This is a genomic window from Halorubrum sp. CGM4_25_10-8A (genome assembly GCF_005435025.1).
Taxonomy (GTDB): Archaea; Halobacteriota; Halobacteria; order Halobacteriales; family Haloferacaceae; genus Halorubrum; species Halorubrum ezzemoulense.
The window spans coordinates 77850-93230 of record NZ_SGTX01000003.1; the positions used below are offsets into that span (position 1 = coordinate 77850).

Annotated in this window: 15 protein-coding genes; 6 read left to right on the top strand and 9 right to left on the bottom strand. The window is 68.6% G+C overall.

What is annotated here, in order from left to right; genetic code table 11:
* Positions 1–97 precede the first annotated feature (97 nt).
* The 6 genes from EXE52_RS04560 to EXE52_RS04585 all read right to left on the bottom strand — a co-directional run bounded on the left by EXE52_RS04560 (position 98) and on the right by EXE52_RS04585 (position 7244).
* Complete coding sequence (locus EXE52_RS04560) at positions 98–1144, bottom strand: branched-chain amino acid ABC transporter permease (protein ID WP_049930531.1); 1047 nt, start codon at positions 1142–1144, stop codon at positions 98–100.
* 87 nt (positions 1145–1231) lie between these two features.
* Positions 1232–2185, bottom strand: coding sequence for a branched-chain amino acid ABC transporter permease (locus EXE52_RS04565; protein ID WP_049930529.1), 954 nt, complete (start codon positions 2183–2185; stop codon positions 1232–1234).
* The gene (locus EXE52_RS04570; protein ID WP_089308223.1) at positions 2186–4264 is read right to left on the bottom strand and encodes an AMP-binding protein; all 2079 of its coding nucleotides are present in this window, start codon (positions 4262–4264) and stop codon (positions 2186–2188) included.
* The gene (locus tag EXE52_RS04575) at positions 4265–5098 is read right to left on the bottom strand and encodes an ABC transporter ATP-binding protein (RefSeq protein ID WP_137703502.1); all 834 of its coding nucleotides are present in this window, start codon (positions 5096–5098) and stop codon (positions 4265–4267) included.
* Positions 5098–5949 carry an ABC transporter ATP-binding protein gene (locus EXE52_RS04580; protein ID WP_049930523.1) on the bottom strand — a complete coding sequence of 284 codons (852 nt, stop codon included), beginning with the start codon at positions 5947–5949 and terminating at the stop codon, positions 5098–5100. Before EXE52_RS04580 ends, EXE52_RS04575 begins: the two co-directional genes overlap by 1 nt.
* Positions 5949–7244 (bottom strand): ABC transporter substrate-binding protein, encoded by a 1296-nt coding sequence (locus EXE52_RS04585; protein WP_080508555.1) that lies wholly within the window; start codon positions 7242–7244, stop codon positions 5949–5951. The genes EXE52_RS04580 and EXE52_RS04585 overlap by 1 nt, the downstream gene beginning before the upstream one ends.
* A 160-nt stretch (positions 7245–7404) precedes the next feature.
* Here EXE52_RS04585 and EXE52_RS04590 point away from each other — a divergent pair, with 160 nt between their 5' ends.
* Entirely contained in the window at positions 7405–7800 is a 396-nt protein-coding gene (locus EXE52_RS04590; RefSeq protein WP_049930521.1) for a universal stress protein, read from the top strand.
* 623 nt (positions 7801–8423) lie between these two features.
* Here EXE52_RS04590 and EXE52_RS04595 read toward each other — a convergent pair.
* The gene (locus EXE52_RS04595) at positions 8424–9497 is read right to left on the bottom strand and encodes an aldo/keto reductase (RefSeq protein ID WP_089308276.1); all 1074 of its coding nucleotides are present in this window, start codon (positions 9495–9497) and stop codon (positions 8424–8426) included.
* 167 nt (positions 9498–9664) lie between these two features.
* Between EXE52_RS04595 and EXE52_RS18240 the strand changes: the two genes are divergently transcribed.
* The 5 genes from EXE52_RS18240 (at position 9665) to EXE52_RS04615 (ending at position 12863) form a co-directional block, all read left to right on the top strand.
* Complete coding sequence (locus EXE52_RS18240) at positions 9665–9841, top strand: hypothetical protein (protein ID WP_158293584.1); 177 nt, start codon at positions 9665–9667, stop codon at positions 9839–9841.
* A gap of 63 nt (positions 9842–9904) precedes the next feature.
* A complete protein-coding gene (locus EXE52_RS04600) occupies positions 9905–10816 on the top strand; it encodes an acyltransferase (protein ID WP_049930517.1) in 912 nt (303 codons plus the stop codon).
* A gap of 113 nt (positions 10817–10929) precedes the next feature.
* A complete protein-coding gene (locus tag EXE52_RS04605; RefSeq protein WP_086220127.1) occupies positions 10930–11523 on the top strand; it encodes a DJ-1/PfpI family protein in 594 nt (197 codons plus the stop codon).
* Between the two features lie 15 nt (positions 11524–11538).
* Positions 11539–12357 (top strand): hypothetical protein, encoded by an 819-nt coding sequence (locus EXE52_RS04610; protein WP_089308277.1) that lies wholly within the window; start codon positions 11539–11541, stop codon positions 12355–12357.
* 92 nt (positions 12358–12449) lie between these two features.
* The gene (locus EXE52_RS04615) at positions 12450–12863 is read left to right on the top strand and encodes a DoxX family protein (RefSeq protein WP_049930511.1); all 414 of its coding nucleotides are present in this window, start codon (positions 12450–12452) and stop codon (positions 12861–12863) included.
* A gap of 18 nt (positions 12864–12881) precedes the next feature.
* Here EXE52_RS04615 and EXE52_RS04620 read toward each other — a convergent pair whose 3' ends face one another.
* A complete protein-coding gene (locus EXE52_RS04620; RefSeq protein WP_049930509.1) occupies positions 12882–13958 on the bottom strand; it encodes a CNNM domain-containing protein in 1077 nt (358 codons plus the stop codon).
* A 54-nt stretch (positions 13959–14012) separates the two neighbouring features.
* A complete protein-coding gene (gene hisS / locus EXE52_RS04625) occupies positions 14013–15335 on the bottom strand; it encodes a histidine--tRNA ligase (protein ID WP_049930508.1) in 1323 nt (440 codons plus the stop codon).
* Positions 15336–15381: the final 46 nt, after the last annotated feature.

The window sequence follows — 15381 nt, forward strand, 5'->3', positions numbered from 1 at the left end:
CGGGCGCGGCGTCGAGGTCGACCGCGTCAGATCAGACGGATCGCGTCAGGTCAGACGGGAGCGACGCGACCGTATCGCGGCGCGCGGGCCGTCGCGCTCAGTACGCGAACGGCCACGTGCGCAGGTACTCCTTGATCTTGCCCAGCCCGGCCAACACCCCCTTCGGCTCGACGGCGAGCACGACGATGATGATCGAACCGAAGAACACCGGCAGCAGGGCGGTTGCGTTGGTTCCCGTGAGGTCGGCGAGGTAGTTCAGCCCGTCGTTGAGGTAGTCCTGCACGAGCGTGACGACGCCGACGCCGAGCAGCGCCCCCCACACGCGCCCGAGGCCGCCGAACAGCAGCATGACGTAGTGTTCGAGCGTGAGCCCGAGGGTGAAGTACTCCGCGTTGATGAAGCCGATCTGGAACCCGAACAGCCCGCCCGCGACACCGATCATGAACCCGCCGATGGCGAACGCGAGCAGCTTGTTCTTGAACACGTTGACACCGAGGACGGACGCGGAGAGGTCGTTCTCGTGGATGGCGCGGAACGTCTTTCCGATCCCGGTCCGCGAGAGGTTCAGCGACAGCAGCGCGAACACTAACAACAGCACCAGCGCGAGCAGGTACTTGTCGATGGTCGTGCCGAGGGCGCCGACCGGGCCGACGAGGCCCACGTTCGAGGGCACCGACTGGGTCGTTCCGCCGTGGATGAACGCGAGCTGCGGGTTCACGAAGAACCACTCCTCGGCGATGAACTGGAGCGCCAGCGTCGAGATGGCGATGTAGAACCCCTTGACCCGGAACGACGGGAGGCCGAAGCCGACCGCGACCAGCGCGGAGATCAGGCCGCCGACGGCGAGCGCCGGAAACAGCCCCGCGCCGACGGCGAGCAGCCTGCTCGTGCTGTACGCGCCGATGGCCATGAACGCGCCCTGCGCGAGCACGATCTCGCCCGCGTAGCCGAGGATGACGTTGAGCCCCAACACCGCGATGGCGAAGATGTACGCCTGCGTCAGCAGCGTCACGGTCCCGCCGCCGAGCAGGAACGGCGCGATGAAGGGGATCGGCAGCCCCAGGGCGAGCGCGATCTTCTGCGTCCGCCACCGGACGAGGCCCATCCGCGACTCGTAGTCGGTGAAGTACTCACCGCAGGGCATGCGACCACCCCCCTTCGGCCGCAGCCGTTCGAGTCGTCGGTACGCCGCCGGAGCGCCGCGTGGCGCGCGAACTGTGTCCGTTCATGGTCAGAGCCTCTCTATCCGCTCGGTGCCAAACAGGCCGTACGGCTTCACCAGGATGACGACGAGCAGGAGGATGAGGGGGAGTATCTCCCCGAACCCCGCGCCGAAGTTGGCCTGAACGTCCGTGAACGGGACGTACACCGCCGTGCCGCCCACGAGGTAGTACGAGCCGAGTTCCTGGAGGACGCCCACGACGATCGAGCCGATGAACGCCCCGGGGATGCTGTCGAGGCCGCCCAACACGACGGCGGCGAAGATGATGATCCCCGTGTTCTCGATGGAGACCGCCGCCCCGCCGCTAGAGGTCGCGAGCAGGATGCCGCCGATGGCGGTGATGGCGATCGAGAGCGTCCACGCGAGCGCGATGGTGCGCTCGATCGAGACGCCGAGCACCATCGCCGCCTGCTCGTCGCTGGCCGACGCCCGGAGGATCGACCCGGTGACGGTCTCGCGGAAGAACAGCATCAGCACGGCGACAACGACGAGCGCGATGGCGACGGCGATGGCGTACGCCGCCTGTATCGAGGTGCCCAGCGGGAGGCTGAGCTGGCCGCCGAACGTCAGCGCCGACGGGTACGCCTGCGCGTTCTGGCCGTACAGGAAGAAGACGACGCCCTCGAGAATGCTGCCGAGCGCCAGCGTCACGATGATGACTGACAGCACCGGTTCGCCGATGAACTGGCGGAACACGACGCGTTCGAGCGCCAGCCCGAGCACGAGGCCGAGCAGGACCGTCACGAGCACCGCGGCCCACGCGGGGATCGCCGCCGGGAGCACGGTGGCCGTGCCGAAGACCACGACCCCGTACGCGCCGATCATCGCGATCTGGCCCTGCGCGAAGTTCAGGACACCGGTCACCTTGTAGATGAGCGAGAAGCCCATCGCCACGAGCGCGTACAGCGCGCCCAGTCCGAGTCCGCTCAGCGAGATGTCGATGAACGTGACCCAGTCGACCATCTAGCTCACCTCCAGTTCGCGGTCGTCGTCGAGGACCGGTTGGTCCACGTCGACGATGCGCATGACGCCGCGTTCATCGGACTCTCTGCCGTCTTGGTACGTGATTGTGAGCTCCATTGCTATCTCGGTGCTGCCGTCGTACAGGGCGGTCACGAGGTCGCCGTACCGGTCCACGACGACCTCGCGGCGGAGCTTCCCGGTGCGGGTGAGCTCCCCGTCGTCGGCGTCGAACTCCTTGAACAGGAGCACGAACCGCCGGATCGGGTTGTCGAGGTCCTCGTTGGTCTCGGCGACCACTCCGCGAAGCAGCTCTAAGACCGGTTCCTTCCGCGTCAGGTCGCTGTACCCCGCGTACTGGATGTCTCGCTGGTCGGCCCACTCCGCGACGTTGTCGTACCGAATGTTCAGCACCGCGGTGAGCTCGGCGCGGTCGTCGCCGACGACCATCGCCTCCTTCACGTAGGGGTTGAACTTCAGCTTCGTCTCGACGCTGATCGGCGCGACGGCGGTGCCGTCGCTCATCTCCAACACGTCGTCCATCCGGTCGAAGATCCGCACGTGATCGTCGTCGGTGAGCGCGCCGAAGTCGTCGGTGTGGAGCCAGCCGTCCTCGAACGCCGACTCCGTCTTCTCCGGCATCCCGTAGTAGCCGGAGGTGACGACCGGGCCGCGGACAAGGAGTTCACCGCCCGGCGTGATGCCCACCTCGACGTTCGGGAACACCTCGCCGACCGTCTCGACCTGGACATCGTCGTCGCGGTGCATCGTCACGAAGCCGCACACCTCGGACTGCCCCCAGATCTGCTTGAGCGGGACGCCCATCGCGTGGTAGTACTCGAAGTGGTCCTCCCCGAGCGGGCCCCCGCCGGTGTAGACGTTCTTCGCGCGCTTCAGCCCGATCTTGTCGAGTATCGGGCGGTACGCCACCCAGTACGACAGCCAGTGGGCGCCGCGCAGCCACGCCGGCGGCTCCTCGTCGTTCCTGTCGCCGATGACGTACTCGGCGTACTTTTCGCCGATGCTCGTCGCCTTCTCGTACACCCAGCGCTTGAACCGGGTGGTGTTCTCGACCTTCGCCTTGATATCCGCGACCCACGCCTCGTACCGCTTCGGCGACGAGAAGATGATCTCCGGGCCGATCTCGCGGAGGTCCTCCTCTTCCGTTTCGGGCTGTTCGGGGAAGTTCGCGGTCCAGCCGGCGACGAACGCGGCCGCGAGCAGGATCATCTGCTCGCCCACCCACGCCATCGGGAGGTAGGAGAAGTAGTCCGACTCCTTCGGCAGCGGGTCGATGTCGATGGCGGCGTTGGCGAGGTTCACGAGGTTGAAATGCGAGAGCCGGACGCGTTTCGGCATCCCCGTCGTCCCCGACGTGGGCGCGAGCATCGCGGTCGCCTCCGCGGGCACGGCCTGGATCTCGGACGCGAGGTAGTCGTCGCTCACGGCCCCGGACTCGCGGCGCTCGCGGCCGCGCTCCTCGACGTCCTCGTAGGCGACGATCTCCGGGTCGCCCGGCTCGGTCTTCTCGCCGTTCTCGTACCGGAACATCCCCTTGTCGTCCCGGTAGATGATGGTCGACAGCGACGGCACGTCGCCCGAGACGAGGAGGAGCTTGTCCACCATCTCTTGGTCTTCCGCGTACACCACCTCGGGCTCGAGCAGTCGGAGCTGCTTCTCGATGTCCTCGGGCAGCATGTCCTCGTAGTTCGGGGCCGCCATCCCGCCGAGGGACTGCGCGGCGATCCACGCCCACAGCTGGTGCGGGCGGTTGTAGCCGATGGTGAACAGCACGTCCTCGTCGCCGAACCCGTACTCCTCTAAGCCGAGCGCGAACCGCTCCACCCGGTCGTAGTACTCCTCCCAAGTGAACTCCTGCCAGACTCCGTACCGCTTCCAGCGCAGGGCGATGTCGTCAGGATGCTCGGCGGCGTGGTCGATGAGGATCTCGGGGAGCGCCCGGTCGGAGACGATGGGAACCGACTCGCCCTCCGGCGCGGTCAGGACGCGCTCGACGGAGAGCCCCGAGTCGTCGGAGTCGCCCGACGCGACGCCCTCGCTCTCAGCGTTGTCGGCCGCCATCTACTCGACCCCCGTGTAGACGCGGGCGACCTCGGGGTCGTTCGTCACCTCCTCGGGCGGCCCGCGGGCGATGACGCCGCCCTTCTGCATGACGATCATCCGCTCGGAGACGGCGGTGACGACTTCGAGGTCGTGCTCGATCATCACGAGCGTCAGCCCCTCCTCCTCGTGGAGGTCGGTCAGGAAGCGGATCATGTCGTACTTCTCGTCGAAGGTGAGCCCGCTCATCGCCTCGTCGAGCAGGAGCACGTCCGGTTCGAGCGCGAGCGAGCGGGCGAGGTCCACGCGCCGCTGAACGCCGAGCGGCAGCGTCGACACCGTCGTGTGGCGGTGTTCCCAGAGCTCGAGGTAGTCGAGTATCTCCTCGACGAACCGCATGTTCTCGGCCTCCGTCTTCCGGCCGGTCCCGTAGTACAGCATCGCCGAGAGTACGTTCGGGCGCTCGGCGACGGCCCGGGTTGTCATCACGTTCTCTAAGACGTCCTCGCTCTCGAACAGCTCCAAGCCCTGGAACGTCCGCCCGATGCCGTGGCGCGCGCGGTAGTGTTCCGGCCTGCCGCTGACCTCCTCGCCGTTCAGGAACACCTCGCTCCCGGCGTCGGGCGTGTAGAAACCGTTGAGGATGTTCAACAGCGTGGTCTTCCCGGCCCCGTTCGGACCGACGATGGACACCCACTCGCCGTCGGCGACACCGAGGTCCACGTCGTCGACGGCGGTGATCGAGCCGAACGTCTTGGTCACGTTCCGGCAGCCGATCGCGGCGTCCTCGGGAGAAACGTGAGTCCCGCCTCTGAGCGCCGCCGCCCGCATCTCGGCCTCCTGATCGGCGCTCATCAGGTCCACCTCTTGCGGATCTTGTAGTGCCTGATGTCGGTGTAGCGGGAGTCCTCGCTGGACGTGCCGAGGTAGAACTCCTTGATCTCCTCGCGCTGGACGAGATCGTCGGCCGGGTCGTGAAGCTCTATCTGCCCGTTCTCCATGACGTAGCCGTAGTCGGCGATCTCTAGGGTGCGCTTGGCGTTCTGGTCGGCGATGAGCATCGTGATGTCCTCCTTCCTGTTGATCTCCACGAGCGTCTCGAAGATGTCCCTGACAAGTTTCGGCGCGAGGCCGAGCGACGGCTCGTCCAACAGGAGCAGGTTCGGCCGGTGGATGAGCGCTCGCGCGATGACGAGCATCTGCTGTTGCCCGCCGCTGGCGTAGCCCGCCTTGAGGTCTAAGATGTCCTCCAACTGCGGGAAGTACTCGAAGGCGATCTGGTAGTCGTCCTCGTCGAACCGGAACCGGCGGCCCTCGCGGTAGAGCCCGCACCGGAGGTTCTCCTCGACGGTGAGGTCCTCGAACACCCGCCTTCCTTCGAGGATGTGCGTGATGCCGCGGCCGACCATCTCGTTGGCGCCGTAGTTGGTCACGTCCTCGCCGCGCAGGAAAACACGACCCCGCGTGACCTCGCCGCGCTCGCTCCGCCCGATGCCGCTGATCATCTTCAGTATCGTCGATTTCCCGGCGCCGTTCGGGCCGAGCAGCGCGACGATGTCGCCCTCGCTGGCCGACATCGAGACGCCCTGCACGGCGAGGAAGTGCCGGTCGTAGACGATCTCGACGTTGTCGAGTTCGACGACCGGTGGATCGCCGTCGCCCGCCGCGGCCGTCGCGTCCGCGGTCGTTTGCTCGTCGGTCGCCATCACAGTCCGATCCAGGAGTCGCGACGGGGCAGTTCGACGCTGGTGTCGAAGCTCAGGCTGCCGTCGGTGACCTCGAACAGCCGCCCGTTCATCGTCGGGCGCCGGTCGTCCTCCGCGTAGCTGAACGGCTCAGCGAGGCCGAACATGTCGTCGTCCTCGATGCCGAACATCCCCTGTCTGACGTTCGGCCCGGTCGTGACGTCGTTCCCGGCCTCGGCCGCGTTCTGCAGGCCCTTCAGCGCGAGCAGCGCGTGGATCACGCCGCGCACGTAGTTGAGTTGGGCGACCTCCGGGTCGTCCATGCTGCGCCCCTCGCGCTCGAAGTTCGCCTCGATGATCTCCGCGCCCCGGCCGCCGCTGTCGAGAGCGCCCTGGAACGTTCGGAACGCGTTGACGTATCGCACGCCCTCGAAGATGTCGGGCGACTGCTGGACCACGCGCTCGTCGACGGTGTAGGTCAGGCCGCACACCGTCAGGTCGGGGTAGATGTCCTGTCGGTCCTCCAAGAGCACCCGCATCGGCGCGGACGTGTTCTGGTGGATGAGGTAGTCGATCTCCTGGTCGCGGGCCTGTCTGAGCTGCGTGGTCGCGGAGTTGGCGGTCAGCGGGAGGTTGATGTCCGAGGCCACGTCGAGCCCGAGCTCCTCGGCGTACTGCTTGCCGCCCTCGACGGGCGACCGCCCGAACGCCGTGTTAGAGAAGATGAACCCGACCGTCGCCTCGGGGTCGTTGTCCGCGATCCACCGCAGGTGGGCGCGGGCCTGGCTGGTGTAATCGAGGTTCCCGAAGAAGTTGTACGGGAACTCCTCGGTGACGAGGTTCGCGGAGTAGGACGCGGAGACGTACACCACCTCGTCGTCCGCGACGGTGCCCGCCAGCGCCTCGGTGTCGGCGGTCCCCCAGCCGATGATCAGCGGCGGCGACGACTCCGAGGTGTACTGCTGGTAGTACTGCTGGGCCTGCGGCACCTCGTAGGCGTAGTCGTTGTTCGGATGGTCAATGCTCACGTCGAACAGGTCGTTCTCGTTGATGTACGTGATGGTGTCGCGAGAGCCGATGGCCGTCGGCCGGCCCACGTCGGAAGTCGCGCCGCTCTCGTCGTATATCCCGGGCACCGTAACGGAATCGGGCATCCCCCCGCTCCCTCCGCCGCCGCTGCCGCTTCCGCTGTCTCCGCCGTCCCCGCCGCCGATACATCCGGCGAGCGCCAGCGTCGCCGCTCCGGCGGCACCGCTCTTCAGGACGTTGCGCCGCCGGTACAGCCTCGTCGGATCCCCTGTGTTATCATTTGTCATGAGTATCTACCTACCACCCAGAGCAACGTACTACATAATCATTAGGGATGGATTCACTCGCCTGCGGGCAGTCCTTCGGTCGCCGCGGCGCTCGAGAGCACCGCGCGGAGCGATCCGGTCCGCCGAAACAGTCAAATGCGAGTGCCGCAACGACTGTCGCATGTTCACTTTTGTCGTGGGTATCGACGCGGACGAGGACCGGGCCAGCGCGCAAGCCGAGACGATCGCGTCGATGCCGCTGGAGACGGACGACGTGACGGCGGTCCTCGTTCACTCCTTCAGCGAGAACAGGGAGGGGGGCACCGTCGAACAGGTAAAGTCAGTTCGGGTCGCTCGGTCGCGACTCGAAGACGCCGGGATCGAGGTGACGCCCGAGGGGTACGGCGGTGACGCGGCCCGAGCGATCCTCAACGTCGCCGACGAGTACGACGCCGACCAGATCGTCGTCGCCGGGCGGAAGCGCACCCCCACCGGGAAGGTCCTGTTCGGCAGCGTCACGCAGAGCGTCATCCTCGACACCGAACGGCCGGTCCTCGTCTGTAGCGGGGGCGAGTAACCGACCTCACCCTGCTTCGCTCGCGCTGACAGGCTCGCTCGTTGGGGGGGCTCGCTCGTTGAGGGTGGGGCTTCGATGTGGTCCTCGCCGTCATGCGACGCGACGGGGCGTTTTATGCGCCCCGCCTACCGAACGCCCTTCGGAGTCGGTGAACCCACCGTTCGGGGCCGGGCTACTGCGACCCGCACTGCGCGGGACTTGTGCCAGCACAGCACCAGTCGCCAATACAGCGGGATGTAGATTAACAGTTGCTCAGTATCATGTTAGTTTCCGCTCCGCCCTACTCGCTCGCTTCGGTCGCTCTCTCCTCACGGGTCGCAGGCCCGGGCGCCCGGTCGAGCGGTCGCCGCGACCACAGCCGCCGGTCGTCGGGGGCCGTCGCGATCAGTTTATACCCGCGAGCGAGTAGATCGCACCGTGGTGGCGATGACGAGTCGGTTACCCCCACTGAGCCCCTTGTGATGACGGGTTTCGACCGAGCCACCGTTTCCACACCCGCCAGCGGCGCGGCCGAGCCGCCCCGGAGTGAAAGTGGTCCTGAGCGACGGTGTCAAGGCGCTGTCTGGCGGTTTCGAGGCGAAGAGGCCGGGTCGATCGGCGTCGATCGAACGCGGGGTCGCCGCTCAGTACGACGCGGCGCGCTTGTCGAGGCCGGCGGCCTCGATGTCTTCGCCGTCGACGGAGGTGCGGAGGACGTCCATCCCGTCGTCGCGGTCGATGTCGAAGTTGCGGGCGTACAGATCGTCGAGCCGCTCGTACTCGGCGTCGGAGATCGGCGGCACGTCGGCGGCGGCGCTCCACTCGGCGATGTCGGCGCCGTCGCGGAACGTCGGGGTGACGGAGGCGACCTCGTCGTGCGCGAGCAGCCAGCGGATCGCGGCCTGCGCCATCGTGCGCGTCCCCTCAACGCCGTCGGGGTCTTCGAGGAAGCGGATCGCGTCGACCTTCTCCCAGCCGGTCTCGTACCACTCCTTCGGGCGGTGCGAGCGGTGGTCGCCGTCCTCGAGGACGGTGTCGGGCGTCACCTGTTCGTTCAGCAGGCCGGAGGAGTGCGGGACGCGAGCGATGACGGAGGTGTCCGAACCGCTCTCGCGGATCGTGTCCACGAAGTGGCGACCGGGCTCCTGCTCGAACAGGTTGAAGACGGTCTGGACCGCGTCGAACTCCTCGTACTCGACGGCGGCGTCGCCCTCGGCGAGCCAGCCGATCGAGGGGCCGAGCGCCCAGCCGAGCGCGCGGACGCGCCCGTCGGCCTTCCACTCGCGGAGGAGGTCGCGCACCTCGGGGGTCACCTCGTCGACGTTCGCGTTGTGGAGCTGGAGCACGTCGACGTAGTCCGTGTCGAGGCGGTCCAGCGAGGCCTCGAACGCCTCGGTGAGGTACTCACGGTTCAGCTCCTTCGGGAGCTCGCCGTGACCGGCCTGCGGGTTGTCGTAGAAGTCGTAGCCGATCTTCGTCGACAGCGTCACCTCGTCGCGGCGGCCGGCGATCGCCGTCCCGATTATCTCCTCGCTGTCGCCGTGGCCGTACACGTCGCCGGTGTCGACGTAGGTGACGCCCGCGTCGAGCGCCTCCTCGACCATCCCGACCGCCTGTTCGTCCGAGCGGTCGCCCCACCAGTCGGTGCCGACGACCCACGCGCCGAAGCCGACCTCCGAGACCTCGACGCCCGAGTTACCGAGTTCGCGGTGTTGCATGCCAACCGGTTGGTGGTCGGGACACTTATCGGGCGCGGTCGGTCTCGGGGCGGTGGAACGGCCGGCGATCGCTGTCGGTCTCGGGGCGGTGGAGCGGGCGGCGATCACGCTCGCTCGTCTCGGCTCGTCCCGCCGCCTATTACTTGATCCCGGCTCGTCGACCGCCCATGGACGACTCCCTCCGTTGGCGGCTCGACGCCGTGATCGCCCTGCTCGGGATCATCGCCGTCGTCGCGGTCACCGCGCTGTTGCTCTCGTTCGGCAGGGCCGCGATCGCCCCGGCGTTCGTGATCGCCTTCACGGGCGTTCTCGTCGGCATATTTGCCGCCGAGGAACTGTACTGATCGGCTGAGGCGCCGTGGTCGCACAACCGAATCCATTTGAGTGATGGCGACGAAGGAGGGCCGATGACAAAGCGACACGTGTCCCTGCCCGACGGCGCCGAGGCCGGGGTCCGAGGGTTCATCGACGAGGTGGACGAGCGGCTCTCCTCGGACGAGGACACCTGCGAGGTCGTCCGTGACGTGCTGATCGACCTCCACGGCGACCGGGAGGCGTGGGAGGCGTGGCAAAGCGGCGAATCGGTGTCGCGCGCCGAGCGCGTGCGCCTCCAGGGGTACGACCCGTGTAACGCGACGCTGGAGTCGGAGTACTACGCCGAGAAGGACGAGGAGCGCTTCCAGCGCTCGAAGCACCTCCAGTGGCTCTGGCGCCAGTTCGACGCCACACCGATGGCCGACAACGTCGAGTTCGCGCTCCGGTTCCGGCAGATGCTCGGCAACCACCTCTTCGCCGAGTGCGGCGACGACTGTCGCTTCTTCAAGGGGATCTCCGTCACCTACGGCCACAACATCGAGGTGGGCGACAACGTCGTGATCCACGACGACGTCCACCTCGACGACCGCGGGAAGCTGACGATCGGCGACCGCGCCTCCATCTCCGACGGCGTCCACCTCTACAGCCACGACCACGACATCGTCGACCAGACCGAGGTCCGGAACTTCCACACGATCGTCGAGGACGACGCCCGCGTCACCTACGACGCGATGGTCCGGGCCGGCTGCCGCGTCGGCGAGAACAGCGTCGTGGGCGCGCGATCCGTGGTCCAAGGCGACGTGCCCGCCCATCACGTGGTCGTCGGATCGCCCGCCCGCAGTGTCCGCGTGAAGCCGGGGTGGGAGGAGGCCGCCGAGGAGATCGAGGACGGCCGGCTCCCCGACAACCAGGACGACCGCGAGATCGAGTACGACCTCCCGGACGACCTCGAGCAGTTCGACGAGTTTCAGCGGGACCTCCAGCCGCCGAGCCCGCCGCGCTGAGGGCGCCGTGCGGCCGACGCGTCGGTGATCGAAAGCGGCTTGTTCGTGGTATGATATCTCACGCCAGTATCGTTATTGGCCAGCAGCGCGTACGCAGAGGTGGTGTCGCACACATGACAGGACAACGGATACTGATGATCGTCGGCGACTTCGGGGAGGACTACGAGATAATGGTGCCGTACCAGGCGCTCCAGGCGGTCGGCCACGAGGTCCACGCCGTCTGTCCGGGCAGGGAGGGCGGCGAGACGGTCAAGACCGCGATCCACGACTTCCGCGGCGACCAGACGTACCTGGAGGAGCGCGGGCACGACTTCGAGCTCACGCACGGCTTCGACGAGGTCGACCCGGCCGACTACGACGCCTTAGTCGTTCCCGGCGGGCGCGCCCCCGAGTACCTCCGCGGCTACGACGAGGTGCTCGACGCGGTGCGGCACTTCTTCGAGGCGGACAAGCCCGTCGCGTCGATCTGTCACGGCCCGCAGATCCTCGCTGCGGCGGGCGTCCTCGACGGCTACGAGATCACGGCGTACCCCGCCGTCAGGCCGGAGGTCGAGGCCGCCGGCTGCTCGTGGGTCGACGGCGTGACGACCGACGGGAACCTCGTCACCGGCCAAGCGTGGCCCGATCACCCCGAGTGGATCGCACAGTTCCTCGACCTGCTCGGGACCGAGATCGACCACGAGGCGACCGCGGCGACGGCGGACTGAGCCCGCGCTTTTTCGATGCCGGACCCTCGCGCCCTCGCGGTCAACGTCGCCGCCAACACGAACGAACCCGGGTTCCGGGGGCCCGTCTACCCCGACGGCTCCTTCGCGTACGTCCCGATCCCCGAGTCGGCGGCGACGCTGCCGCGCGGGCGCGCCCCGGTCGACGAGCCGGTCCCGACCTACGGCGACCTCGACCTCCCGTTCGCCGTCCCGGAGGCCCTGCGCGAGGTGCCCGTCCACGCCGACCCCGAGTTCCCGGGCGTCCACGGCCGCGAGCGCGCGACGTACGGCGACCCGCACGGGGTGAAGGCCGGGCGGATCGCGACCCTCGAACCCGGCGACCGGCTCCTGTTCTACGCGACGCTGTCGCTGCGGCCGCGCGACTGGGCCGGACCGGGCGACGAGCGCCCCGGCGACGCGGGCGCGGACGACCGCGGCGGCGCGTGGCTCCGAGAGCACGGCGTCGCCGTCGACGACGACCTCGCCCCCGACTGGGGCGCGTACCTCTTCGCGGGGATCCGGATCGAGCGCGTACTCTCGCCGGCCGAGGGCGACGGCGTCGTCGACCGCGCCGCCGCCGCCGCGGCGGCGCCGACCAACGCGCACCTGAAGCGGGACCCGTTCGACGCCCGCGTCGTCGCGGTCGGCGACCCGGACGCGTCCGGCCGCTTCGACCGGGTCGTTCCGCTGAGTGCGCCCGACGCAGGGGTGGAGGCGAACCCGATCGTCACCGACCTGTCGAGCGACTCCGGGAAGGGGCCCTGGTGGCGCCGCCCGATGGGCTTCGACGAGGCGGCGACCGCGGAGCTGCTGGCGCAGATCGACCGGGCGTGAGGGGCGACCGACGCGGCGCGAGGGGGCGGCGCGACGGGACGCCGCGTCCGCCGCCACCGCGATTTATGAGGCGCGGCCGCGTTGTGTGCGGTATGAGCGACGACGAAACACCAGACGCGAGCGACGAGGCGACCGGCCGCGGCGCGCCGTCGCGGCTCGGGCGCGTCCTCCTAGGCGCCGGCCTCGCCGCGCAGGCCTCGGAGGACTTCCGCGACATGGACGACACGATCGAGTACGCCGAGTCGGCGGGCGTTCCGATGCCGGACGTGGCCGCGCCGTTCGCCTCCGGCATGATGATCGTCGCCGGCGTCGGCATCGCGCTCTGGCGGCTCCCGCGGGTCGCGACCGGCGCGGCGGTCGCGTTCCTGACCGTCGTCACCGCGACGATGCACGACTTCTGGAACGCCGACGAGGACGACAAGGGCGGCGAGCGGCTCGCCTTCTTCGGCAACCTCGCGATGCTCGGCGGGGCGTTGGTGTTCCTGCGCGAGGCGTACAAGGACTGACCGGAGTCGTGTCGCGCGCTACAGTTCGCCGGCGTCCAGTGGGTCCTCCAGCTGGCCCATCACCGCCTCCATGGCGTCGGTCGCGGTGAGCAGGCCGACGACCTCGCCGTCAGCGACGACCAGAGCGAGCTCCTGCGACTCCGCCTGGAACCGGTCGTAGGCGTCGCTGACGCTCGCGTCAGGGGAGACCGTCAGCGGGGGGGCCGCGACGTCCGCGAACGTCAGGTCGCCGTCGCGGAGCGCGTCGAAGCGGCTCACGATCGAGGGGGCGTACACGATCCCCTCGAAGTCGCCCCGGTCCTCGCCCACGAGCGGGAAGCGCGTGTGCGGGGTGTCCCGGATCCGGTCGAGGTTCTCGTCGACCGACGCCGTCGTGGTCAGCGAGACGATCTCGTCGGGCCGCGTCATCACGTCCGCGACGGTGACCCGATCCACGTCGAGCGCGTTGAGAATCTCCTCGCGCCGTTCCTTCGGTAGCTCGATGTCTTCCATCATCGAGCCGAGGCGGGTGCGGAGCTGCGCGCGCGTCTCCAGCACCTCCCCTTCGGCCTCGGTCCACGACCCGGTCATCTCGACGCCGAAGAGCCCCAGCGTCGCCTTCGCGACCCAGTCGCCGAACTTGATCAGCGGCGAGATGCTCCAGGCGAACCAGTACAGCGGCCGAGCGCCGTAGTTCGCGACCTGCTTCGAGCGCTCGACGCCGAGATACGTCGGCGTCTGCTCGCCGTGAGTCAGGTGGACCATGTTGATGAGGAAAAAACCCAACAGCGAGCCCGCGCCGGCCGACGCGAGCGCGGTGTTCTCGAATATCGGCGCGAAGATCGCCGCAAGCCCCGGCTCGGCGACAATACCGAGCGCGATGCTCGTGCCGGAGATCCACACCTGACAGGTGGTGAGGTAGAACTCCAGGTCGTCCGTCATCTCCCAGGCGCGCCGCAGTCCGGGGGTGTCCATCTCCGACTCCGGGTACTGCCGGAGGCGCGTCAGGCCGAACTCGACCGCCACGAAGTACGCGTTGATCAGGATGAGGAGGACGCCCGCGGCCACGCGGAGCGCGACCTCGGTCGGGGGCATCGTCGTCGCGAGCGGGATCATCGTCTCCCGTTCCCCGTGCGACCCTGAAAAGGGTTCAGGCCGCGACCGACGCGCCTACTCGTAGTCCTCGTACGTCGGGAGCCCCTCCTCGGGCGGGAACTCCTCGACAGGCACCGTCGTCTCGTCGCCGCTTTCCATGTCCTTCACCGTGTACTCGCCGTTCTCTAAGTCGCGCTCGCCGACGACGACCACGGTCTCGGCGTTGATCGAGTCGGCGTAGCCCAACTGCGCGCCGAACGAGCGGTCGGAGACGTCCTGTTCGACCACCACGTCGTCGCCGAGCGCGCGGAGGTCGCTCGCGAGCGCGGCCGCCTCGCCCCGCGTGTCGCCCACGCCGAGCACGTAGTAGTCGGTCGAGAGCTCCTCGTCCGGCCAGACCCCGGCGCGCTGGCAGAGCAGCTTGAGAGTGGCGTGGCCGGGGGCGACCCCGACCGCGGGGGTGGGCTGGCCGCCGAAGCTCTCGATGAGGTCGTCGTAGCGCCCGCCGCCGAAGACGGAGCGGGACACCTCGCCGGTGGAGTCGAAGCACTCGAAGACGACCCCGGTGTAGTAGTCGAGCCCGCGGGCGGTCGTCAGGGACACGTCGCAGAACTCGCCCGCACCGAAGTCGGCGGCGGCGGCGAGGACGTTCCGGAGGTTCTCGACCGCGGCCTCGACCGACTCGTCGCCCGCCTCGGCGACCGCGTCGAGGTCGTCGACGGTCTCCACCCCCGCGATGAGGTCGTCGAAGTCGCGCGCGGTGTCGCGGGCGAGGCCCGCGTCGGAGAGCAGTCCGACGTACTCGGCGTCGTCGACCTTCGCGCGCTTGTCGACCGCGCGGATCGCGGCGGCGGTGTCGACCGCGTCGGGGTCGGCGGCGAGCGACCGGACGAGACCGCCGAGGATGTCGCGGTGCGAGACGCGGAACTCGAAGTCGTCGCCGGTGAGTCCGAGGTCGGTCAGGGCGTCGGCGGCGGTCGCGAGCACCTCGGCGTCGGCCTCGGGCGCCGACGAGCCGAACACGTCGATGTTCGTCTGGTAGAACTCGCGGAACCGGCCCTGCTGGACCTGCTCGTAGCGCCAGAACGGGCGGGTGGAGACCCACTTGATCGGCTTCGACAGCTCCTGGCCCTTCTCGACGACCATCCGCGCGACCGTCGGCGTGAGCTCCGGCGTCATCGAGACGCCGCGGCCGCCCTTGTCGTCGAAGGCGTACAGCTCCTCGACGATCTCCTCGCCGGATTTGTCCACGTACATCTCCGTCCGCTCTAGCGCGGGCGTCGCGATCTCGCGGAAGCCGTGGCGGGCCGCCGCGTCCTCGATCGCGTCGGTCACCTCGCGGCGGGCGGACTGCTCGCCGGGGTAGAAGTCGCGGAAGCCTTTGAGGCCGTCGTACATGGACGCCGGTTCGGCGAGCGCCCGCTTGAAAGCATCCCTTCGGGGC